Below are 22080 nucleotides of genomic sequence, written 5' to 3'. Positions count from 1 at the left end.
CCGTCAGCGCTCGCTTTGTGTGGTGCCTGGCCGCGCCGCTGAGTGATGCACTACCTGCTCGGGTGCGAGCCGGACGAGCGCCCGGTGCCTGCTCGCTGAGAGCGGCAGCCCGTCGGTGAATGTGCTGAGTGCTCGGCTGCCGAGCGGTGCTCGTCCGCGGTCCACCTTCCGCCAGGTGTGCCGTCCGGGTCCGTCGCCGTCGGCTCCCAAGGTGAGGAGCCCCATCTCGATGGCCCTGACTACGGCGAGAGTGCAGTTCGGACAGTTCGGCTTCGCCAGGACGGCGGCGACCAGACGCTGCACCCTGTGCCAGGAGATGCCGAGCAGCCAGGCGACCTGATGGGGATTCCGTCCCCAGGCTCTCCGGACGGGGGCCCGCCCAGTTGAGGCAACTGGCCGCCCACGACGTCCCCGTTCCGTACGCCACTGGCGTGCAGCGTGTGGGATGTTTCGGGGGTGGAGCGGCTCAACTCGGCCCCCGAGGTCATATCGTCTCGTGAGTGAGGAGCCGGGCGATCAGAATTTGATGATAGCGCCGAAAGGATGTCTTAGGCGTAACTGTCATATCGCTCTGCTATCGGCCTTTTGGGCCGTCCCGCAGCCTCCGTCTATACCTCCAGCGAATTTTGATCCGCTGAGCCGATTGATTCCGGTCCTCTCGTTCGGCGGATATTCGGGACGGAAATTTCGGTGTGCCGAACCGATTGGTGGATCGAGCTGTCCGCACAGTGTTGCCGTTCAGGTGGTTCGTCGTTCTGGGCGGTACCGGTCGGGCCCCGGTGGGGAGGTGAGCGGCGGCGCCGGGGGGTGTGCCAGGGCCCGGGGGCGCCGGGCGTCCCTGCCCCGATTCCGGCTCCCGAAACGGAGTGCGCGCGATGTCGGAAAAGCAGGGTCAGAAATTGACAGGGCGCTCTGCGGTATGCCCTCGTGAGCCGCCGGAGGGGCGATTCTTTCGGGTGGTCAATAATTGACAGAGGGGTTGTCGGCGTGCCCTCGGTGACGCATGGATATCCGGGTCTCTACGTGGACCTCCGGGAATTGACAGATGCCTATCGGCTGCCTACGGTCCGGTCGTCAGGTATTCCCGATCGCATCCGAAGAAGGCATTCGTGACCGCGTCTGCGTTGCCGAAAGTGGAGCGGCAGTTGATTCTTGCCGTTCTCATGGTGTGTTCCCTGCTGATCTGGCTGGACAACACCGTCCTGAGTACCGCCCTGGAGACCCTCGCGGACCCCGTCCATGGGCTGAACGCCACCCCCTCCGCGCTTCAATGGGCCACCGGGTCGTACACGCTGACCTTCGCCACCTTGATGTTCACCGCCGGCGCGCTGGGTGATCGCTACGGTCACCGGTCCGTGCTCGTGACGGGGCTGGTGGTCTTCGCCGGGTCCTCGGTGTGGGCGGCGTACGCGGGTGACGCGGGGCAGCTGATCGCCGCCCGGGCCGCGATGGGCGTCGGCAGCGCGTTGATCATGCCCGCCAGCCTGGCCATCCTCATGTGGACCTTCACCGGCCCCGCGCGGTCGACCGCGATCGCCGTCTCCTCGACCTCCGCCGGTGCCGGGATGGCCGTGGGTCCGGTGCTCGCCGGAGTGCTCCTGGAGCACTACTGGTGGGGCTCGGTCTTCCTGGTCAATGTGCCGGTCGTGGTGCTGGCGCTGGTCGGCATCGCCCTGCTGGTGCCGGACTTCCGCAGCCCCGTGGTGCGCCCGCTGGACCCGGCCGGGATGCTGCTGTCGATCGGCGGCCTCGCGGCGCTCGCCTACGGGCTGATCCGCGCGGGGCAGGTGCCGGCCTGGAGCAGTACGGACGTCTGGGCGCCGATCGTCGCCGGACTGGTCCTGCTGGCCGTCTTCGTGCTGGTCGAACTGCGCGTCAAGGTACCGAGCTTCGATCCCCGGCTGCTCGCGCGACGCGCGTTCGGCGGCGGCAACGCGGCGCTCGGGCTGCTCCTCTTCGCCGTGTCCGCCCTCACCTTCTACAACGCGTTCTACATGCAGGGCGCTCGCGGATACTCGCCGATGGAGGCGGGCCTGGCCGGTCTCCCGACCGCGCTCGGCGCGATCCTGGGGGCGCCCCTCGGCGCGTACCTGGTGCGGCGCTGGTCGTTGCGGCTCGTCACCGTGCCCGCCCTCACCGTGGCGGCGCTGACCATGGGCGCGTACGGGCTCTTCGGGCTGCGGACGCCCCTCGGCTGGATCGAGCTCCTGCTGCTGGTCCAGGGTCTGTCCATCGGCATGGTGCTCGGCCCGGTGACCGCGGCGCTGATCAGCACACTGCCGCTGGACCGGGCCGGTGCCGGGTCGGCGGTCACCAACACCGTGCGGCAGACCGGCAGCGTGATCGGGATCGCCGTCGGCGGCACGATCATGTCGATCGTCTACCGGCGCGCCGTCGAACCCTCGCTGGACGGGATGCCCGGGCCGGTACGGGACCAGGCGCGGGTCTCCGCCGAACAGGCCCGGCATGCCGCCGCCATGACCGACCGGCCCGCGCTCGCCCGGGCCGCCGACGACGCGTTCGTCCACGCCATGCACGTCGGCGCCGTCTGGATCATGTTCGTCACGCTCCTCGGTGCGGTCGTGCTGCTGATCTCCCTGCGCTCGGGCCCGGGGAGCGAGGCGCCCGCCGGACATGACCTGGACCGCGGGCCGGGCCACGAGCCGGGCCATGACCTGGGCCACGAGCCGGGCCACGACTTGGGCCACGAGCCGGGCCATGAGCGGGACGGCGGCCCGGCCACGGGTGGGGCAACCCCCGGGAGCGGGGCCGATGTCCGACGCGGCCCCGACCCCGTACCGCCCGCCCCCGACCCGGACTGACGCGGCCCCGACCCCGTACGGCACGTCCCCGACCCCCTACCGGCCCGTGGCGGCCCCCGGCCCCATCAACCCGCTGCCACCGGTGCCGGACCCCGCCCCGGCGTCTCGTATGCTCCCGGCCATGAGCGGTGGGGATTCCGGTGGACGGGTGATCGACGGGCGCTTCGCGCTGGAGGCCCGGCTCGGCGGTGGCGGGATGGGCATGGTCTGGCGGGCCAGGGACTTGGTCCTCGACCGGGCCGTGGCGCTCAAGGAGGTGCGCCCGCCGGACCCCGCGCTTGCCGAGTACGACCCGGAGGCGGCCCGGCTGCTGCGCGCCCGGGTGCTGCGCGAGGCCCGCGCGCTGGCCCGTGTCGAGCACCCCAACGTCGTCACGATCCACCATGTCGTGGACGGCGGTGACGACACCTATCCGTGGCTCGTGATGGAGCTGGTGACGGGCGGATCGCTCCAGGACCGGCTCGCGCGCGGCCCGATGACACCCGCCGAGGCCGCCACGCTGGGCCGAGAGGTGCTGGCCGCGCTGCGCGCCGCGCACGGCGTCGGCATCCAGCACCGTGACGTGAAACCCGCGAACGTGCTGCTGCGCCCGGACGGACGTCCCGTCCTCACCGACTTCGGGATCGCCGCGATCCGCGAGTCGACCGCGCTGACCGCCACCGGCTCCATCATCGGGACGCCCGACTACATGGCGCCCGAGCGGATCACCGGCGACAACGGCGGCCCCGGCTCCGACCTCTGGTCGCTCGCGATGATGCTGTACGTGGCGGTGGAGGGCCACCATCCGCTGCGCCGGGCCACCACCCTGGCGACCCTCGCCGCCGTGCTCAACGAGACGCTGCCGCCGCCGGAGCGGGCCGGCGCGCTCACCCCCGTACTGACGGCGCTGCTGGTCAAGGACCCGGCCGCGCGGCCCGATCCGGAGACCTTCGACCGGATGCTGGCGAGCGTGGTGGAGGGCGTTCCGATCCAGGGCCTTCCGGTCCAGGGCGGCACGACCCAGGGCGGGGCCGCGCCCGGCGCGCGGCCCACCACCGCCCCGTTCGCCGCCCCCGGTACCGCCGCGACAGGTTCGTCCGCCGCACCCGGATTCGGCCCGCCCGGTTCCGGCACGCCGGTGTCCGCCTCGCCCCCGGTGCCCGGCGCGGCGCCCGGTACGGGTGCCCCCACCCCGCCCGCGTTCGGCCCGCCCTCCGACGGCACCTCGTACCGGCTGACGCCCCCGGCCGGGGCCGCGGCCGGGAACCCGTACACCCACGGCGCCGACCCGTACGGCGTCACCAGCCAGGGCCGGTCCCCCCAGGACCAGCGGATCGCGCGGCGGTTCCGGCGGATCGCCGTCGGCACCTCCGCGGTGAGCATCGCCGTCACGGCCGCGCTCGTCTGGCAGTTCCTGCCGGAAGGCACCGACGGTGACAGCGGTGACAGCGTGGGCGCCGGGGCCGGGAGCCGGACACCGTCCGCCACCACTCCCTCCCCCTCGGGCGGCGACCGGGCGTCGGACGAACCCGCCGCGGACGGCCCGCCGTCGGGTGAGCGGACGTCCGCCGCGCCCTCGTCGACCGCCCCCCGGCCCGGCGGCGGGGCCACCGACCTGCTCACCCCGGACGGCATCCGGCTCGCCGTCGCGGCGATCGAGAAGGAGACGGGTACGGACCGGGTCGGCAGGTTCACGGTCTATCCGGAGCACATCTCCGCGAACGTCCTGCTCAAGGGCAGCGACAAGCGGTACGACAGCTACACGTACCGCGTCGGCCGGGGCCTGGAGAAGGGCATCATCAGCGGCAGCCTCGCGAGCAGCCAACAGCCCATGGACCTGGACGACTTCGACTGGGACGTGCTGCCCGCGCTGCTGAAGCGCGCCGAGAAGGACCTGAACGTCAAGGAACCGACCGCGCGCTATCTGGTCGTCAACGAGCCGATCGAGCTCCTCGACACCCCGGTGACCCTCGGGGTCTACTTCAGTGACAAGTACGACGGCGGCTACCTGACCGCCGACCTCGACGGCAAGGTACGGGACATCTACCCCGCCGAGTCCTGACCTGTACCTGCTACCTGCTACCTGTACCCGTCACCCGTACACAGCCTCGGACCCGTACCCGTACCGGCCTACGTACCCCCGCCCGCACCCCGCACGGAGAGCCACCGCAGCATGCCCGCACCGGACGTGTCCCCCGTACCCGGCGATCTCGCGGCCGACCCCGCGTTCCTCGCCTTCTGGGAGGAGCGCCATCTCTGCTTCCTGACCACGACACGTCCCGACGGCACCCCTCATCTGGTGCCCGTCGGGGTGACGTACGACCCCGTGACCGGTATCGCCCGGGTCATCTCCAGCGGGACGAGCCGCAAGGTCCGCAACGTCCTCGCGGCCGGTCCGGGCGCGCGGGTCGCCGTCAGCCAGGCGGACGGGGGCCGCTGGGCGACCCTGGAGGGCATCGCCGTCGTGCGGGACGATCCCGCCTCCGTCGCGGACGCCGAGGCCCGCTACGCCCGCCGCTACCAACCCCCGCGTGTCAACCCGCGCCGCGTCGTCATCGAGATCGGCGTGACCCGGGTCATGGGCTCCGTCCGTACGAAGCGGCCCCCGCACCGGACTGAACACCCCCGAGGGCTGAACACCCCCGAGGGCTGAACACCCCCGAGGGCTGAACACCCCCGAGGGCTGAACACCCCCGAGGACTGAAAACCCCGGAGCGAACGAGCCTGACGGCGAGCCAGGTCGAGCCCCGGCGGACGAGCCCCGGCCACGGGTCGGGCCCGCGCCCGGGGGCCGATGGGCGGCCGGGGCCGAGGGCGGACGGCTCGCCCGCGCCGATGGGGTCGACGAGGTCCGCCGGGGTCCGCCGAAGCCGTTGCGGCCGATCGGGTCAGCGGGGGTCGGCGGAGAACACCGGGGTGCGGTCCAGATCGTGGCCGCGCAGCCGGTAACTGTCCCCCTGGAGCGTCACGACATCCGCGTGATGGGCGAGCCGGTCGATCAGCGCCTTGGTGACGGGGGTGTCCCCGAAGATCTCCGTCCAGCGGTTGAACGGCTTGTCGCTGGTGACGACGACGGACGCCCGCTCGTAGCGGTGGGAGACCAGCCGGAACAGCAGATGCGTCTCGTCCGGGGTGAACGGCACGTACCCGATCTCGTCCACGATCAGCACCGAGTACCGGTCGAGCCGGGCGATCTCCTCGGTGAGCCGTCCCGCCGAGCGGGCGGCGGCGAGCCGGGCCGTCCACTCCGCGCCGGTCGCGAACAGCACGTCGTGCCCGGCACGGCAGGCCCGGGTGCCCAGGGCGATGGCGAGGTGGGTCTTGCCGGTGCCGGGCGGCCCGAGGAAGACGGCGTTGGACCGGCCGTCGACGAAGTCCAGGGTGCCCAGCCGGGTGATGGTCTTCCACTCCAGGGCCCGCTGATGGTCGTCGTCGAACTCCTCCAGCACCTTGCGGGCGGGGAACCCGGCCGCGTGGATGCGGTCCTCGGCCGCCGCCGGGCCGGTCACGGCGTTCCGGATGGCGCCGTCACGGCTCCCGGGGGAGCCCTGCGCGGGGATGGCGGCGCGGCGGGGCCGGGGGATGCCGACGCCCTCGGTACCGTCACCGCCGGGGAGGCGGTATCCGTCGCGCTCGTCGTGTGCCGGGGTGCCGAAGCCCGGCTCGGCGAAGTCGTGTTCGCCCTTGGCGCCGGGCCGGCCGTGCTCGCCGGGCGGGCCGCTGTCCGGGTCGTCCGGGTCGTCGGGGCCCTTCGGCGGGGCGCCGCCGGTGTCCGGCCCGCCGCGCCCGCGCAGGGTCGGCCGGTCGCCGTAACTCTTGCGTTCGTTCCGGGCGGCCTCCTGCTCCGCCGCGAAGTCCGGGGGACGGCTGTGGGCCTCCATCGGCCCGGACATGTACGCGAGGATCGCCGCGGACAGGATGAAGGCCATATGGATCACGGTCCCCCACAGCAGCGAGTGCTGGGAGGTGTGGGACACGTCCACGAACATCTGGAGCAGGTGCACCGACGAGATACCGACGATCGCCGTGGCCAGCTTGACCTTCAGGACATTGGAGTTGACGTGCGACAGCCACTCGGGCTGGTCGCGGTGGCCCTGGAGACCGATACGGGAGACGAAGGTCTCGTAGCCGCCGACGATCACCATGATCAGCAGATTCGCGATCATCACCACGTCGACCAGCTTCAGGACGGCGAGCATCACATGCGTCTCGTCCGCCTGGCCGCTGATGACAGCGGTGATCAGATGCCACAACTCGTTGAAGAACTTGTAGACGTACACGCCTTGCGCGGCCACCAGCCCGAAATACAGGGGGGCTTGGAGCCAGCGGGTGGCGAACAGGGCGTAACCGAGGGACGAAGCCGCGTAGCTCCTGAAATCCGGCTTGCGCGTCGTGGGCGTGGCAGGACCGGTCAACGGCATCTCCCGGAGTGGCATGGGGGGTGGCAACCCGGGCGTGACCGCCCGCGTACACGCACCCAACGACCCGATGGAGCGGAGCGTCACCGCCGGACGGTCGGCGGTTGACGACTTCGGGCCGCACGCTTCCCGTCACCGGCGCCCGCCTTCCTCGCTCTGCCTGGGGTCGCGGTCCGCTCCCGGCGGGGATTCCCGCGCCCCGGAGGACGGCCCGGGGCGTCAACACCCGGGCGACGGAGGCGGGGTGGCGGGTGAGGAAGGTGTGACGGGTGGGGTCGGGAGTGGGGGGACGGGGCCGGGGTGGTGTCGCCGTGCGTCCTGAACTGCCCTACCGACCCGGTTACTTCCTATTGCGCGTCCGCGTAGCACCGCACGACCGAGGTGGTGAAGGGGAAGCGGACCGGGGTGGTGCCGAAGACGAGGCGGGCGGCGGTGGCCGCGGACTCCTGGATGGCCGCCGTGACCTGGTCGACCTCGTCGGCGGGGCAGTGGACGATGACCTCGTCGTGCTGGAAGAACACCAGCTCGGCGGCGAGGCCGGCGCAGGCCGAACGCAGGGCCGCGAGCACCAGGAGCGTCCAGTCCGCGGCGCTGCCCTGGACCACGAAGTTGCGGGTGAAGCGCCCCCGCGCGCGGGTGTTGGTGGACGCGTAGCCCGGGACGAACCCGCTCTCCCCGGCCGGGTCCTCCGGCTCGTCACCGGTCTGGGGAATGCCCGCCTCGTCCTGTCCCGCGTCGCCGGAGCCCGCCGCCGGGGGACATGTGCGCCCCAGCCAGGTCCGTACGAGACGGCCTTCCTCGCCTGCGCGCGCCGCGTCGTCCACGTACGCCACCGCGCGCGGGAAGCGGCGGCGCAGCGCGGCGAGATGCTTCAGTCCGTCGCCCGAGGTCTGGCCGTAGACCGCGCCGAGGACGGCGAGCTTCGCCTGCTCGCGGTCGCCCGCGAACGCGCGGTCGGACACCTCCTGGTACAGATCGGTCTCCCGGCCCGCGACCTCCATCAGACCGGGGTCACGGGAGATCGCGGCGAGCACCCGGGGCTCCATCTGGTCGGCGTCGGCGACCACCAGGCGCCAGCCCGGGTCGGCGACGACCGCGCGGCGGATCACCTTGGGGATCTGGAGGGCGCCGCCGCCGTTGGTGACCCAGCGGCCCGTGACCGTGCCGCCCGGGAGGTATTCGGGGCGGAACCGGCCGTCCCGCACCCAGTCCGCCAGCCAGGACCAGCCGTGGGCGACCCACACCCGGTACAGCCGCTTGTACTCGACGAGCGGCTTGACCGCCGGGTGGTCGATCTCCTCCAGCTCCCAGCGGCGGGTGGAGCGCACCCGCACGCCCGCCTGCGCGAACGCCTTGACGACATCCGCCGGCAGATCGGGCCGCACCCGGCGCCCGAAGGCCGCCGACACCTCGTCCGCGAGCTCGGCCAGCCTGCGGGGCTCGCCGCCCGCGTACCGCTCGCCCAGCAGGTCGCGCAGCACCTCGCGGTGCACATCGGCCCGCCAGGGCAGGCCCGTCGCGTTCATCTCGGTGGCGACGAGCGCTCCCGCCGACTCCGCCGCCGTCAGCAACCGCATCCGGCCCGGGTGCGCCGTGGCGTCATGGCGGCGCTGCTGGCCCGCGTACACCTCCAGCAGCTCCGCGAGCGGTACGGGCACCGGGCGGGGCTCGAACAGCGAGGACTGCGCGCCGGGCTCGGCGGAGCGCTGCGGGGGGTCGGGCGGCACCGGGCGGTCGTGCAGCCGGGCCCACGCGGCGGCGGCCGACCGGGGCTCGCCCAGGCGGCCCTCATGGCCGAGCAGCAGCCCTTCGGCGGTCTCGACGTCGTAGCACCGCGGCACCGGCACCCCGGCGGCGAGCAGCCGGGGGTACGTCTCCGCCGTCGAGCGCCAGATCCAGCGGGTGACCCCGGGCCGGGACCGTACGGCCTGAGCCAGGTCCGGCTCCCGCACGGGCGGGGCGGCGGGCAGCCCGTCCTCGCCGAGGGGGGCCAGCTCCGCGCCGCCGCCCTCGACCGGTGCCACGGCCCACCGTTCGCTCATGTGTACGAGTCTCGCACCGGCCACTGACAATGCCCCCTGGTGCGGCTCTGACCTGCTGATACGCGAGAATGTCCCGTCTTGGCGCGCGAGCTCCGGCGGCACTCCGGGCAGGCGCGCGGCGGACCTGCGGCGGCTGGGCGGTGGCCGAGGGCTGACGCGGCGGGCTCCCGTCGGGAAAAGTTGTCCACAGGCTGTGGACAATGTTTGGGGTGCGGAACGGCGCCGGGTGCCCGGCGGCTGCGACCATCCTGGTGAGCGGTGGCCACCGGGCGCGACCGCCGTAGGGAGGTATGTCGATGACAGCGGGGCACGGCCGGACGGCCGACGGAGGCCACGGCCGGGACGCCGGTGAGGACACGGTCGACCGCGCCTTCGCCGCCGCCCTCTACAGCGACGACGACACCGGTCTCGACACCGGCGCCTCGCTGCTCGCGGCCGACCCGGACGCCGACACCGAGCTGGGCCGCCGGGGCGAGGACCTGCTGACCACGGCCTGGCGGCGCGGCTGGCAGCCCGCCGATGTCGTCCGCATGGTCCGCCGTGAACTGACCGACGCCCAGGAGCGGTTGACGATCCTGCTCATCGGCCGGGAGACCCCGCGCCATGATCCGCTGCCGCCGCGCTGGGACGGACAACTGCGCGCGCTCGGCGCCCGGCCCGCCGCCTCCGCCCCGGGTGATCCGCTGCCGCGCGCGCCCCGCGACCACCCCGACCGCTTCTCCTGGGCGACGGCCGTCCTTGAGCTGTACCGGCTGCTGCTGCGGCTGCCCGCCGTCGAACCGGTCGGACCCCTGCCCGGTGAACCCCTGACCATGCCCTTCGCCGGTGAGCCGAGGACCCTGGCGCGGATCAGGGCCCTGCTGGCCAAGGCGGAGGCGACGACGTTCCCCGAGGAGGCCGAGGCGCTCAGCGCGAAGGCACAGGAACTCATGGCGCGGCACAGTGTGGACGAGGCCCTGCTGGCGGCCCGTACCCACGCCAAGGACGTGCCGGGGGCGTGCCGGATCGGGGTGGACGCCCCCTACGAGACGGCCAAGGCGGTCCTGCTGGACACCGTCGCCACGGCGAACCACTGCCGTGCCGTCTGGAACGGCGACCTGGGCTTCTCCACGGTGGTCGGCTTCGCGTCCGACCTGGACGCGGTCGAACTGCTCTACACCTCGCTGCTGGTCCAGGGCACCACGGCGATGACCCGCGCGGAGGCCGCGCAGCGCGCCGCCGGACGCAAGCGCACCAAGACGTTCCGCCAGTCCTTCCTCGCCGCGTACGCCCACCGGGTGGGCGACCGGCTCACCGCGACCGCGCGCGAGGTCACGTCCACGGTGCCGGAGTCACTGCCGGTGCTCGCCGCCCGGGAGGTGGCGGTCGCGGGCCACGTGGACAGCATGTTCCCCCGGACGACGTCCACCCGGCTGCGCGGTGTCACCGACGCGGCGGGCTGGGACGAGGGCACCCGCGCGGGCGACTCGGTGTCGCTGCGCGGCCGTGGACGCGGCGACCGGGCCGGACACGGTCCGGGACGGCTGACGGACGGCGACGACTGAGTGTGCCCGTACGTCACGGCATGTGACGTGACGTGACGTGACGCACGCACCCGCGCGCGGGAGGCCGTTGAGACCTCCCGCGCGCGGGTGCGTGACGTTGTGGGGTACCGGCCCCCGGGGGGCGTGTTCCCCGGGGGCCGGAGCCGGTGGGGTCCGCCGGTCAGCGGGCCTCGCGGCGTCCGTATCGGCGCTCGAAGCGCTCCAGTCGGCCGGCCGTGTCGAGCACGCGCGCGGTGCCGGTGTGGAACGGGTGGCTGGCGTCGGAGATCTCGACGTCCACCACCGGATAGGTGACGCCGTCCTCCCAGACGACCGTCTTGTCGCTCGTGGCGGTCGAACGGGTGAGGAAGGCGTGGTTCGCGGCCCGGTCCCGGAAGACGACCGGTCCGTACGAGGGGTGGATGGTGTGCTTCATGGCGTCTACCTGTGTCCTTCCTGGGAGGGTCCGGTGACGGTCGTCGTCACCGGTGCCGGCGCGGCTGCGGCCGACGGGGTCAGCGCTCCTCGCGGAACGCGACGTGCCGGGCGGCGACGGGGTCGTACTTCCGCAGCGTCACGCGGTCCGGGTCGTTCCGGCGGTTCTTGCGGGTCACGTACGTGTACCCGGTGCCCGCGGTCGACCTCAGCTTGATGATCGGTCGGAGTTCGTTGCGTGCCATGACGGCAGTGTACTGAAAATGAATCCCGTTTTTAAGTGTCCGTTCCATGCGGATACGGGGCCTCACGCGCGCGGGGCTTTCGCCAAGGGGCGCGCGCCCCTCTCCTGGTAACTTGCTGCGGACCTCCGGCCCACGCCGGAACCGCCGCTCCGCCCGGCATTTGGGGGACCCCGTGAAGCCATCGCCCTCGACGGATCAGGGGTCCGCGCCGCGGCGTCGGACGGCCGTGGGGCTCGCCGTCACGGCACTCCTGCTCACCCTGAGCGCCTGCGCCGGTGCCGACCGTGGTGCCGACGGTGAGGGGCCGGGCGCGGGCGGTGGCGGTCGGCCGTCCGGGCCGGACGGCGCTTCCGCGACGGCGCCGGGGGTGGCCGGGGCCGCGGCGGGGACGGACGGAAGCCTCCGTCGCGCCGACGCGCTGGAGGGCGGCTGGCTGGCGACCACCGGGGGCAAGGCCGTCGCCCTGGTCGTCACGGGCCGTGAGGCGGGGCTCTTCGCGAGCGGCGGCACGGTGTGCGGCGGTTCCACCGGCGAACGCGACGGCGACCGGACGATCACCCTCACCTGCACCAGCGGCGCGTCCGACCGGGTCGACGGCACGGTCACGTCCGTCGCCGACGACAGCCTCACCGTCGACTGGAAGGGCCGCCCCGACCCCGAGACGTACCGCAGGACCGAGAACGGACAGCTGCCGGGCGGCCTGCCGACCGGGGGCCTGCCGACCGGGGGCCCGTCGGGCGGAGCCCGGTAACCGTCCAAGCCGGTCGTAGCCGGTCGTCCAAGCCGGTCGTCCAAGTCGGCCGTCCGGGGCGGCGGGACATAGCCGACGGAGGTGGGGACGGCAAGGCTCGCGCCGGACACCGCGGGCGGTCCGGGGCGGGGCGGCCGGTTCCGCCGGGGGTGGCGACGGCCGCCCGGTTCGCGCCGGGGGCGGAACTCGCCGCGGTGGCCGGGCCGGATGTCCACGGCCCGGCGCGGTGACCAGGGCGGGTCCGGCGGTGGCGGGTGACGCGGGGAAGGGTTCCAGCCGTTTCCGCTCGGCGGTGGCCCCGGATCGCGCGGACGCGCGCGGTGCCCCGGTCTGGCGCGCGCCGAACAGGAGCGGGAGGCCACGGTGGCCTCCCGCTGAACACGAGGGGCCCGGCACGCGTCTTCTCCTGGGGGCGGGTTGACGCGATCCCGCCTACGGCTACGGGCCGCGGCTCCGCGATCATGGACAGCGGGTGGCCCGCACATGTCGGGTGGGCGCGCGGGAAGTCGCTCCACCGGGCGGTGGACCGAGCCGGGACCAGGAGCTGTAATCACGGGGCCACCCCCCGTGCACGTGCATCCGCCCATGCACTTGCATGTGAAACAGAGCTATGATCCGGCTCAGTTGACCGTTGCAGCAAACGCCACATCAGCCACTGCACCACCGGGAGCGACCTGTGCATGACGTGTACAACGGCATGGCCGCCGCAAAGCTGCGAGATGTGGCCTGGCAGAAGAGCAGGCACAGCAACTCGCAGGGCTCCTGTGTGGAGTTCGCCCGGCTGCCCGACGGTGAGGTGGCGGTACGCAACTCCCGCTTCCCCGAAGGTCCCGCGCTGGTCTACACGCGCGCGGAGATCGAGGCGATGCTGCTGGGCATCAAGGACGGCGAGTTCGACCACCTGGTGACCGGCCCCTGACGCTGCCCGGCAGCGGTACGACCTGGACGGCGCCTTCGGGGTGGCCGTCCGTCCGTGTGCACAGGGGAACATCCCGCCGGACCGGCCGTCCGGGCCGGGGCGGGTGCCGTACGCGTTCGTGCCCGGTGGCGCGGGGCCGCGCGGCGGTTCGCGTACAGGGCGGCGCGTGGAGCGGCGCACAGGTCCGCGCTCCCGCGCGCGGGAGCCGTCAGATCCGGAACAGGGCCCATACGACCTTGCCCGCCGGTGCGCCCGACAGCGGGTGCCAGCCCCAGCTGTCGCTGAACGAGTCCACCAGGAACAGTCCGCGCCCCGACTCGGCGGCGAAGTCCTCGGCGGCCTCCTCCGCGTCCCGGGCGACGGGGGACTCGTCGCTGGGGTCCCGTACCGCGCACACCAGGCGCCGGGTCCAGCGCATCAGATGCAGCCGGACCCCTGAGGTCTCCCCGTCCGGGGTGTCCTGCGGCAGCGCGTGGCGCAGCGCGTTGGTGACGAGTTCCGACACCACGAGACAGATGTCGTCGAAGCGCTCGTCGGCCCGCCACTCCGTGAGGGTGTCCTGGGTGAAGCGTCTCGCCTCGCCCACCGCCTCGTAGCGCGCCGACAAGGCGCAGGACGCGGCGCTGGAGACCGCCGTGGGGTCGATGGGGGGAAGCCCCTGCCTTAACGGCTCCAGCATGGTCGATCCGTTCGTCCCCATGCGAGGCACTCCCGTGTTCGCGGCCCTGGCGGTACTCCGGATACTGCGGTGGTGCGTCGACCATGGTTCCCAATGCGCACAGCAGATGCAAGGGCAGATGCACGTGCACGCGCCGGAAATGGACTGGACCATACTGCTTCTCGATGATTTCTTCCGTGGACTTCTTGTCCGGGCCTCTCACTGCCTTTCCCATTTCTGTAACCGTATGAGTACGGGCTGGAAGGTTTTAGTGGCAGACTTCGCCACCTGAAGACGTTGGGGAGGCTGACGAAGTGACCGCAGGCGAGTCATGGGGGGATCCCCAGACCGAGGCCGCCGGGGGAGGTTCAGTGGTGCGACGCATCCTGCTGGGCTCGCAACTCAGGCGACTGCGGGAGTCGCGCGGCATCACCCGGGAGCGGGCCGGCTACTCGATCCGAGCCTCCGAATCGAAGATCAGCCGCATGGAGTTGGGACGGGTGAGCTTCAAGGCTCGGGATGTCGAGGACCTGCTGACCCTCTACGGCGTGAGCGCCGACGCGGAGCGCGGACCGCTCCTCTCGCTCGCCAAGGAGGCCAACGTCGCCGGTTGGTGGCACAGTTACACGGATGTGCTGCCCGGCTGGTTCCAGACGTACGTCGGGCTGGAGGGCGCCGCGTCGCTGATCCGGGTCTACGAGGTGCAGTTCGTCCACGGACTGCTCCAGACCGAGGCGTACGCGCACGCGGTCGTCTCCCGGGGCGGTGCGAGCCGTGCCGACGTCGAACGGCGGGTCGCGCTGCGTCTGGAGCGGCAGAAGGTCCTGGTGTCGGAGCGCGCCCCGCACTTCCATGTGGTGCTGGACGAGGCCGCGTTGCGCAGACCCTACGGCGACCGCGAGGTGATGCGCGGCCAGCTCCAGCACCTCATCGAGATGTCGGAACGGCCGAATGTCACCCTCCAGGTGATGCCGTTCAGCTTCGGCGGGCACGCGGGCGAGAGCGGCAGCTTCACGATGCTCAGCTTCCCCGAGTCGGACCTCTCGGACGTCGTGTTCCTGGAGCAGCTCACGAGCGCGCTCTACGTGGACAAGCGGGACGAGGTCGCACAGTACGCAAAGGTCATGGAAGAACTCAGGACGGACAGCCCCGGTCCCTCCGAGACCCGTGACCTGCTCCGTGGTCTGCTCCAATTGTCGTAACACACAAGTACGATGACGTCTCATCAGGCACCGCCGCCTGCGCATGCCTTCTGCGGTTGGGGATCGTATGTCCTTCTTCACTGACCTGGCCCACCAGTACATCGATGGCGAATGGCGGACCGGCAGCGGCTCGTGGGACATCATCGACTTCAACCCGTACAACGGCGAGAAGCTGGCCGCCCTGACCGTTGCCACGCGCGCGGAGGTCGACGACGCCTACCGGGCGGCGGAGCGGGCGCAGAAGAGCTGGGCGGACGTGAGCCCCTACGAGCGGCGCGGCGTCCTGGAGCGGGCCCTGAGCATCACCGAGGGTCTTGAGGACGAGATAGTCGAGGCTCTCATCGACGAGCTCGGCGGCACCCGCGCGAAGGCCGTCGCCGAGGTGCACATGGCCAAGGAGTTCCTGCGCGAGTCGATGCATCTGGCGTTGCGCCCCGCGGGCCAGATCCTGCCGGCGGCCGAGCGGAGCCGGGAGAACCGCCTGTACCGGGTCCCGGTGGGCGTCGTCGCCGTCATCAGCCCGTTCAACTTCCCCTTCCTGATCACCCTCAAGTCGGTCGCCCCGGCGCTCGCCCTGGGCAACGCGGTCGTCATCAAGCCCAACCAGAACACCCCCGTGGTGGGCGGCGGACTGATCGCCCGGATCTTCGAGGAGGCGGGCCTGCCCGCCGGGCTGCTCAACGTCCTCGTGACCGACATCGCGGAGATCGGTGACGCGCTCATCGAGCACCCCGTCCCCAAGGTCGTCTCGTTCGCCGGATCGGACCGCGTCGGCCGTCATGTCGCCGCCGTCAGCGCGGCCCGCCTCAAGCGCTGCGTCCTCGAACTCAGCGGCAACAGCGCCCTGGTGGTGCTGGACGACCTGGACGAGGCCGGGCTGGACTACGCCGTCGGCGCGGCCGTGTACAGCCGGTACGTGTACCAGGGCCAGGTCTGCATGGCCGCGAACCGCATTCTCGTGGACCGCTCCCTGGAGCGCGAGTTCACCGAACGCTTCGTCGCGCGGGTACGGGCGCTGCGCACCGGTGACCCCCGTGACCCGGAGACCCATATCGGCCCGGTGATCAACGACTTCCAGGCCGAGGCCCTGACCAACCTCGTCGACCAGGCCCTCACGGAGGGGGCCACGGCCCTCCTGCACGGCCGGACGATCGGCAATCTCGTGGAGCCGACCGTCCTCACCGGGCTGCCCGACGATTCCCCGCTGCTGCGCCAGGAGATCTTCGGCCCGGTCGCGCTGCTCCTCCCGTTCGACGGCGAGGACGAGGCCGTCCGGATCGCCAACGACACCCCGTACGGGCTCGGCGGTGCCGTGCACACGGCCGACACCGAGCGCGGGGTGAGCTTCGCGCGTCGCGTCGAGACCGGGATGTTCCACGTCAACGACAGCACGATCCACGACGACCCGATGGTGGCCTTCGGCGGGGAGAAGCAGTCAGGTCTCGGCCGTCTCAACGGTGAGGCCACCGTCGAGGCGTTCACCACCTGGAAGTGGATCTCGGTCCAGCACGCCCGCCCCCCGTTCTCCTTGTGAGTTCCCCTTCCGGCCCCTGGTCCGGTACCCGGTTCCGGCACCTGGTTCCGCCCGGCACCCGGTTCCCCGGTGGGACGCCGCTCCGCGGAGTGCGGCGGGCCTGTGACGGCGGGACCGTCCGGGACCGCGCAGGGCGCTGCGGGGCTACTCTGGTCAAAATTGACCAGTGTGCAGGTGAAGGGTGTGGGGATGTCGGCGATCCGGCTGCTCGTTCTGGGGGCGGTGCGCCAGCATGTGCGCGCCCACGGCTACCAGGTGCGCAACGACCTGGAGTACTGGGGCGCCCATGAGTGGTCCAACGCCAAGCCGGGTTCGATCTACCACGCCCTGAAGCAGATGGCGAAGCAGGGCGTCCTGCGCGCGCACGAGGTGGCGCCCTCCACGGCCGGCGGCCCGCCCCGGGTGGAGTACGAGCTGACCGGGCGGGGCGAGGAGGAGTTCCTCACCCTGCTGAGGGGGGCCCTGACCACGTACGACCAGAAGTCGGACGTCCTCTCGGCGGCCATCGGCTTCATCGTCGACCTGCCCCGCGACGAGGTCGTGGACCTCCTCAAGCGGCGGGTGCGGGCCATGGAGGAGTGGCGGACCACGGTCCTGGAGTACTACACACCCGGGCCGGGGCCCGGCGAGACCGACCACATCGGCGAGATCATGAACTTCTGGGTCCACTCGGCCGACTCGGACGCGGCGTGGACCCGTGGGCTGATCGCGCGGATCGAGGGCGGCGCGTATGTCTTCGCGGGCGAGGGGGAGCCGTTCGTCGGCGTCCTGACCGAGGGCCAGGTCAATCCGTACGCCACCGGCGAGACCCATCCCGGGGACAAGCACTGACCGGTGCTTGAGGGTGCGTGGCGGGGGTCGGTGCGGCGGTCGGCGGAGAACTTCTTCTGATCAAGTTTGACTAGTGAACCCTGGGGCATTACCTTGTGCGAGCTGCTAGTCAAGTTTGATTAATGTGAGGGAGGGGCGATGGCCGAAACGGCGATCGTGGTCGAGGCGGTGCACAAGAGTTTCGGCGCCAAGCGGGCCCTGGACGGGCTGGACCTGAGGGTCGCCCGGGGCACCGTCCACGCCGTCCTGGGACCCAACGGCGCGGGCAAGACCACCCTGGTGCGCGTCCTCGCGACCCTGCTGCGCCACGACGGGGGCCGGGCGACGGTGGCCGGGCACGACGTACGCGCCGACGCGGACGGGGTGCGCCGGCGGATCGGTCTGCTGGGCCAGCACGCGGCGCTGGACGAGGAACTGGGCGGACGGCAGAACCTGGAGATGTTCGGGCGGCTCCACCATCTGGGCGCCCGTGGCGCGGGCGCCCGCGCCGACGAACTGCTGGAGCGGTTCGGCCTGGCGGACACCGGCCCCAAGCCGGTGAAGCGGTACAGCGGCGGCATGCGGCGCAGGCTCGACCTCGCCGCGAGCCTGATCACCGAACCGGAGGTGCTGTTCCTGGACGAGCCCACGACCGGGCTCGACCCGCGCGGCCGCGCGGAGGTGTGGTCCTCGGTCCGCTCACTGGTCGGCGGCGGCACCACCGTGCTGCTCACCACGCAGTACCTGGAGGAGGCCGACCAGCTCGCGCACCGGGTCTCCGTGGTGGACCAGGGGCGCGTCATCGCGGACGGCACCGCCGACGAACTGAAGGCACTGACCGGCGGCGACCGCCTCGACGTGGTCGTCCGGCGGCCGGACCAACTGGCCTCCGTGGCAAGGATGCTGCCCGGCGGAGCGGTGGCCGACCCGGACCGGCGGCTGGTCAGCGCCCCGGTCACCGACCGGATGGCCGCGCTCACGGGCGTCGTGCGCGCGCTGGAGGAGTCGGGCATCGAGGCGGAGGACATCGCCGTCCGCCGCCCCACGCTGGACGAGGTCTTCCTGCGACTCACCGAGGGAGCGGCCGTATGAGCACCACGGGCAGCGGCACCGACGGTACGGGCACCACGAGCAGCACGGGAGGACCCATCGCACTGGAGCAGGCTCCGACGGAAAGCGACGCCACGCGCGCGTACGGCACGGCCCGAGCAGGGGCGCCCGGCGGCGGTACCGCCCCGCGGCGGACCCCGCCCGGCGGCCGGCTGACCTGGGCGCTGGCCGACTGCTGGACCATGACCCGCCGCGAGCTGGCGCACTGGGCGCGGGAGCCGGTGCAGCTGATCGTGGGGCTCGTCTTCCCGGTGATGCTGCTGCTGATGTTCGGGTACCTGATCGGCGGCGGCCGGGGGGTGCGCGGCGACTACATCGACTTCCTGGTCCCCGGGATGCTGGTACTGGCCATGGCGTTCGGGCTGGAGTCCACCATGGTCGCGGTCACCCAGGACCTCAACAAGGGGGTGATCGACCGGTTCCGCTCGATGCCGATGGTCGACGGAGCCGTCCTGGTCGGCCGTTCCGCGGCGGACATGCTCCAGTCGGCGGCGGCGCTGGCCGTCATGGCCGGGGTCGGTCTCGCCGTCGGCTGGCGGGTGCACGGCTCGTTCTTGGGTGTCGTGGGCGCGGTCGGACTGCTGCTCCTGCTGCGCTTCGCGATGCTGTGGGTGGGCATCCACCTCGCCATGGTCGCGGGCCGTCCGGAGATGGTGCAGACCGTGCAGATCCTGGTGTGGCCGCTGGGCTTCCTGTCGAACGCGTTCGCCGTTCCCGAGGCCATGCCGTCCTGGCTCGGTCCGGTCGTGGAATGGAACCCCATGTCCGCGACGGCGACGGCGGTGCGCGACCTGTTCGGCAGCGAGGGCGGCGCCACGGCCACGTCCTGGGCGGCGGAGCACGCCGGTCTCCTCGCGGTGCTCTGGCCGCTGCTGCTCCTCGCGGTGTTCTTCCCGCTGGCCGTACGGAAGTTCGGCGCGCTCAGCAAGTGACGGTACGGGCGTCCGGCCGCCGGGCGGGTGACGGAACGGGGACCTGGCCGCGGGCGGGCTGAAGGTCGACTGGGCGGGGCCCTGGCCGACGGGCGGGCCGGCGGTGACAGCGCGGGGCGCCGACCCCGGGTGGGCTGAGGTGGCGGGGCGGCGGGGTTCGCGGGCCGCGGGCGGGCCGGGCGGCCGTCTGACGGCCCTCACCCGTCGCCCCGGCCCCCGGGGGTCGAACCGGGCCCCGGGGGCCGCCAGCGGCCGTCCAGGGCCCCGGGATGCGGGGCTCCGGGCGGACCGCCGCTCAGTGGTGGAAGCCGGTCGCGGCGTTCCGGTCCGTCACCAACGGCCCGCTCTGCGCCCGCAGTTCCGGAAGCAGCCGTTCCAGATCCTCCATGAACAGTGCCGCCAGATCCTCCGAGAACCCGTTGCGGCAGACCACCCGCAGCACCGCGAGATCCTCCCGGTTCGCCGGGAACGTGTACGCGGGCACCAGCCAGCCCCGCTCCCGCAGCCGCCGTGACACATCGAAGACGTCGAACGCGCTCACGTCGTCCGCGGTGGTCACCGCGAACACCGGCAGCTCGTCGCCCCTGGTCAGCAGCCGGAAGTCGCCCAGCGACTCCATGCGTTCCGCCAGTTCCCGGGCCACGTTCCGGGTCGACTGCTGCACCGCGCGGAACCCCTCACGGCCCAGCCGCAGGAACGTGTAGTACTGCGCGGCGACCTGCGCGCCCGGCCGGGAGAAGTTCAGCGCGAACGTCGGCATGTCACCGCCCAGGTAGTTCACCCGGAACACCAGGTCCTCCGGCAGTTCCGCCGCCGACCGCCACAGTGCCCAGCCCACCCCCGGGTACACCAGCCCGTACTTGTGGCCGGAGGTGTTGACGGACGACACCCGTGGCAGCCGGAAGTCCCAGACCAGGTCCGGGTCCAGGAACGGCGCGATCATCGCGCCGGACGCGCCGTCCACATGCACGGGCACGTCCAGTCCGGTGCGTTCCTGGAGGTCGTCCAGGGCCGCGCACAGCTCGGCCACCGGCTCGTAGGACCCGTCGAAGGTGGAACCGAGGATCGCGACCACGCCGATGGTGTTCTCGTCGCACAGTTCCGCCGCCGCCGCGGGGTCGAGGTGGAAGCGGTCGCCCTCCATCGGCACCTGACGCGCCTCGACCTCCCAGAAGTTGCAGAACTTGTCCCAGCACACCTGCACATTGACGCCCATCACCAGATTCGGCCGGGTCGTCCGCGACGGGTAGCGGTCGGCGTTGCGCAGCGCCCAGCGCCGCTTCAGGGCCATCCCGGCGAGCATGCACGCCTCGCTGGACCCGGTGGTGGAGCAGCCGACGGTGGTGTCCGGGTCCGGCGCGTTCCACAGATGGGCCAGCATCGACACACACCGCCGCTCCAGCTCGGCGGTCCGGGGGTACTCGTCCTTGTCGATCATGTTCTTGTCGCGGCACTCCGCCATCAGCACCCCGGCCTGCGGCTCCATCCAGGTGGTGACGAAGGTCGCGAGGTTCAGCCGCGCGTTGCCGTCGAGCATCAGTTCGTCGTGGACGAGCTGATACGCGGTGGTGGGCGGCAGCGGCCCGTCCGGCAGCCGGTGCTTGGGCGGGGCGTCGACCATGTCCCCCAGGGGGTCGGCCTCGCCGTAGAACGGGTTCACGGCCATCGGCCGGGCCCCGGGCCGCTGGGTGCCTCGGTGCAGGGACACGGATGCCTCCGGCGGCTGTGGGGGAGCCGCGGGCGACGGGCACCCGCGGGGGCCGCGCCGCGAGGCCCACAGACCACCGTAGGACCGGCTTGCACCTCACGCGACGTGAGGAAGCACGCTGGTGACCGCACGAGGAGAAAGGCGCGGGGCATGAGCTATTCCGTGGGACAGGTCGCCCGGATCACCGGGGTCACGGTGCGCACACTGCACCACTACGACGGGATCGGGCTGCTCACGCCCGGCGGGCGCAGCCACGCCGGGCACCGCCGCTACGACGACGCCGATCTGGACCGGCTCCAGCAGATCCTCTTCTACCGGGAACTGGGCTTCCCGCTGGAGGAGGTCGCCGTCCTCCTCGACGACCCGCGCGCGGACCCCCGCGCACACCTGCGGCGTCAGCACGGGCTGCTGACCGGCCGAATCGAGAGGCTGCGGCGGATGGCCGCAGCCGTGGAGACCGCCATGGAGGCACACCGGATGGGCATCCGACTGACACCCGAGGAGAAGTTCGAGGTGTTCGGCGACTTCGACCCGGACGCCCACGCGCGGGAGGCCGAGGAACGCTGGGGCACCACCGACGCCTATCGGCAGTCCAGGCGCCGCACCACCGCCTGGACCAAGGACGACTGGAAGGACGCCACCGTCCGCTTCGACGCGATCCACCGGCGTATGGCCGATCTGCTCGTCGCGGGGACGGCCGCCGACTCCGGGGCCGCGGCGGACGTCGCCGAGGAGCACCGCCGGTTCATCTCGGACCGGTACTACACCTGCGACCCCGCCATGCACGCCGCGCTCGGCGAGATGTACGTGGCCGATGAACGGTTCACCGCGACGTACGAGGCGATCGAGCCGGGTCTCGCGGTCTATATGCGGGACGCGATGCGGGCGAACGCGGAACGCGGGGGCCGCGGTTAGGCGGTGCGGTGCGGTCCGGTGGGCCGGGGGACGGCCCCGGTGGACGGGTCCGGTGGGTCGGGATGGGTAAGGGGCGT

At 72.3% G+C, this 22080-nt stretch carries 18 protein-coding genes; 12 read left to right on the top strand and 6 right to left on the bottom strand.

Going from position 1 to position 22080, the window contains the following annotated elements; translation table 11 throughout:
- Positions 1-1109 precede the first annotated feature (1109 nt).
- The 3 genes from AB852_RS35685 (at position 1110) to AB852_RS35675 (ending at position 5454) form a co-directional block, all read left to right on the top strand.
- Positions 1110-2822, top strand: coding sequence for an MFS transporter (locus AB852_RS35685; RefSeq protein ID WP_245877048.1), 1713 nt, complete (start codon positions 1110-1112; stop codon positions 2820-2822).
- 121 nt (positions 2823-2943) lie between these two features.
- Positions 2944-4863, top strand: coding sequence for a serine/threonine-protein kinase (locus tag AB852_RS35680; RefSeq protein WP_073795604.1), 1920 nt, complete (start codon positions 2944-2946; stop codon positions 4861-4863).
- Positions 4864-4974: 111 nt separating this feature from the next.
- Positions 4975-5454 (top strand): pyridoxamine 5'-phosphate oxidase family protein, encoded by a 480-nt coding sequence (locus AB852_RS35675; RefSeq protein WP_073795356.1) that lies wholly within the window; start codon positions 4975-4977, stop codon positions 5452-5454.
- A gap of 235 nt (positions 5455-5689) precedes the next feature.
- On the opposite strand, the gene istB is transcribed toward AB852_RS35675, so the two are convergent.
- Both istB and AB852_RS35665 read right to left on the bottom strand, forming a co-directional pair.
- The gene (gene istB, locus AB852_RS35670; RefSeq protein WP_079185169.1) at positions 5690-7222 is read right to left on the bottom strand and encodes an IS21-like element helper ATPase IstB; all 1533 of its coding nucleotides are present in this window, start codon (positions 7220-7222) and stop codon (positions 5690-5692) included.
- Between the two features lie 344 nt (positions 7223-7566).
- Positions 7567-9261 (bottom strand): bifunctional 3'-5' exonuclease/DNA polymerase, encoded by a 1695-nt coding sequence (locus AB852_RS35665; RefSeq protein WP_073795351.1) that lies wholly within the window; start codon positions 9259-9261, stop codon positions 7567-7569.
- Between the two features lie 296 nt (positions 9262-9557).
- Between AB852_RS35665 and AB852_RS41450 the strand changes: the two genes are divergently transcribed.
- Positions 9558-10805, top strand: a complete 1248-nt coding sequence (locus AB852_RS41450) for a DUF2786 domain-containing protein (protein ID WP_073795348.1) — start codon at positions 9558-9560, stop codon at positions 10803-10805.
- A 160-nt stretch (positions 10806-10965) separates the two neighbouring features.
- Here AB852_RS41450 and AB852_RS35655 read toward each other — a convergent pair whose 3' ends face one another.
- A complete protein-coding gene (locus tag AB852_RS35655; RefSeq protein ID WP_073795345.1) occupies positions 10966-11220 on the bottom strand; it encodes a type B 50S ribosomal protein L31 in 255 nt (84 codons plus the stop codon).
- 79 nt (positions 11221-11299) lie between these two features.
- Positions 11300-11464, bottom strand: coding sequence for a 50S ribosomal protein L33 (gene rpmG, locus AB852_RS35650; RefSeq protein ID WP_073795342.1), 165 nt, complete (start codon positions 11462-11464; stop codon positions 11300-11302).
- A 172-nt stretch (positions 11465-11636) separates the two neighbouring features.
- On the opposite strand from rpmG, the gene AB852_RS35645 reads away from it, so the two are divergent.
- Entirely contained in the window at positions 11637-12215 is a 579-nt protein-coding gene (locus AB852_RS35645) for a hypothetical protein (protein ID WP_107499448.1), read from the top strand.
- 697 nt (positions 12216-12912) lie between these two features.
- Entirely contained in the window at positions 12913-13134 is a 222-nt protein-coding gene (locus AB852_RS35640) for a DUF397 domain-containing protein (protein WP_073795602.1), read from the top strand.
- Between the two features lie 208 nt (positions 13135-13342).
- Here AB852_RS35640 and AB852_RS35635 read toward each other — a convergent pair whose 3' ends face one another.
- A complete protein-coding gene (locus tag AB852_RS35635) occupies positions 13343-13834 on the bottom strand; it encodes an ATP-binding protein (RefSeq protein WP_073795337.1) in 492 nt (163 codons plus the stop codon).
- A 272-nt stretch (positions 13835-14106) separates the two neighbouring features.
- Here AB852_RS35635 and AB852_RS35630 point away from each other — a divergent pair, with 272 nt between their 5' ends.
- The 5 genes from AB852_RS35630 (at position 14107) to AB852_RS35610 (ending at position 19380) form a co-directional block, all read left to right on the top strand.
- On the top strand, positions 14107-14994 hold the full coding sequence (locus AB852_RS35630) for a helix-turn-helix domain-containing protein (RefSeq protein WP_073795335.1): 888 nt from the start codon (positions 14107-14109) through the stop codon (positions 14992-14994).
- 67 nt (positions 14995-15061) lie between these two features.
- Complete coding sequence (locus AB852_RS35625) at positions 15062-16528, top strand: aldehyde dehydrogenase family protein (RefSeq protein ID WP_073795333.1); 1467 nt, start codon at positions 15062-15064, stop codon at positions 16526-16528.
- Between the two features lie 189 nt (positions 16529-16717).
- Complete coding sequence (locus AB852_RS35620; RefSeq protein ID WP_073795599.1) at positions 16718-17359, top strand: PadR family transcriptional regulator; 642 nt, start codon at positions 16718-16720, stop codon at positions 17357-17359.
- Positions 17360-17497: 138 nt separating this feature from the next.
- Positions 17498-18430 (top strand): ATP-binding cassette domain-containing protein, encoded by a 933-nt coding sequence (locus tag AB852_RS35615; protein ID WP_073795330.1) that lies wholly within the window; start codon positions 17498-17500, stop codon positions 18428-18430.
- A gap of 200 nt (positions 18431-18630) precedes the next feature.
- Complete coding sequence (locus AB852_RS35610) at positions 18631-19380, top strand: ABC transporter permease (RefSeq protein ID WP_107499455.1); 750 nt, start codon at positions 18631-18633, stop codon at positions 19378-19380.
- Between the two features lie 295 nt (positions 19381-19675).
- On the opposite strand, the gene gad is transcribed toward AB852_RS35610, so the two are convergent.
- Positions 19676-21088, bottom strand: a complete 1413-nt coding sequence (gene gad, locus AB852_RS35605) for a glutamate decarboxylase (RefSeq protein ID WP_073795328.1) — start codon at positions 21086-21088, stop codon at positions 19676-19678.
- A 150-nt stretch (positions 21089-21238) separates the two neighbouring features.
- On the opposite strand from gad, the gene AB852_RS35600 reads away from it, so the two are divergent.
- Positions 21239-22003, top strand: coding sequence for a MerR family transcriptional regulator (locus tag AB852_RS35600; RefSeq protein ID WP_073795325.1), 765 nt, complete (start codon positions 21239-21241; stop codon positions 22001-22003).
- Positions 22004-22080 lie beyond the last annotated feature (77 nt).

The organism is Streptomyces uncialis, from assembly GCF_001905345.1.
GTDB classification, from domain to species: domain Bacteria; phylum Actinomycetota; class Actinomycetes; order Streptomycetales; family Streptomycetaceae; genus Streptomyces; species Streptomyces uncialis.
This window is presented reverse-complemented; position numbering and strand designations above follow the sequence as displayed.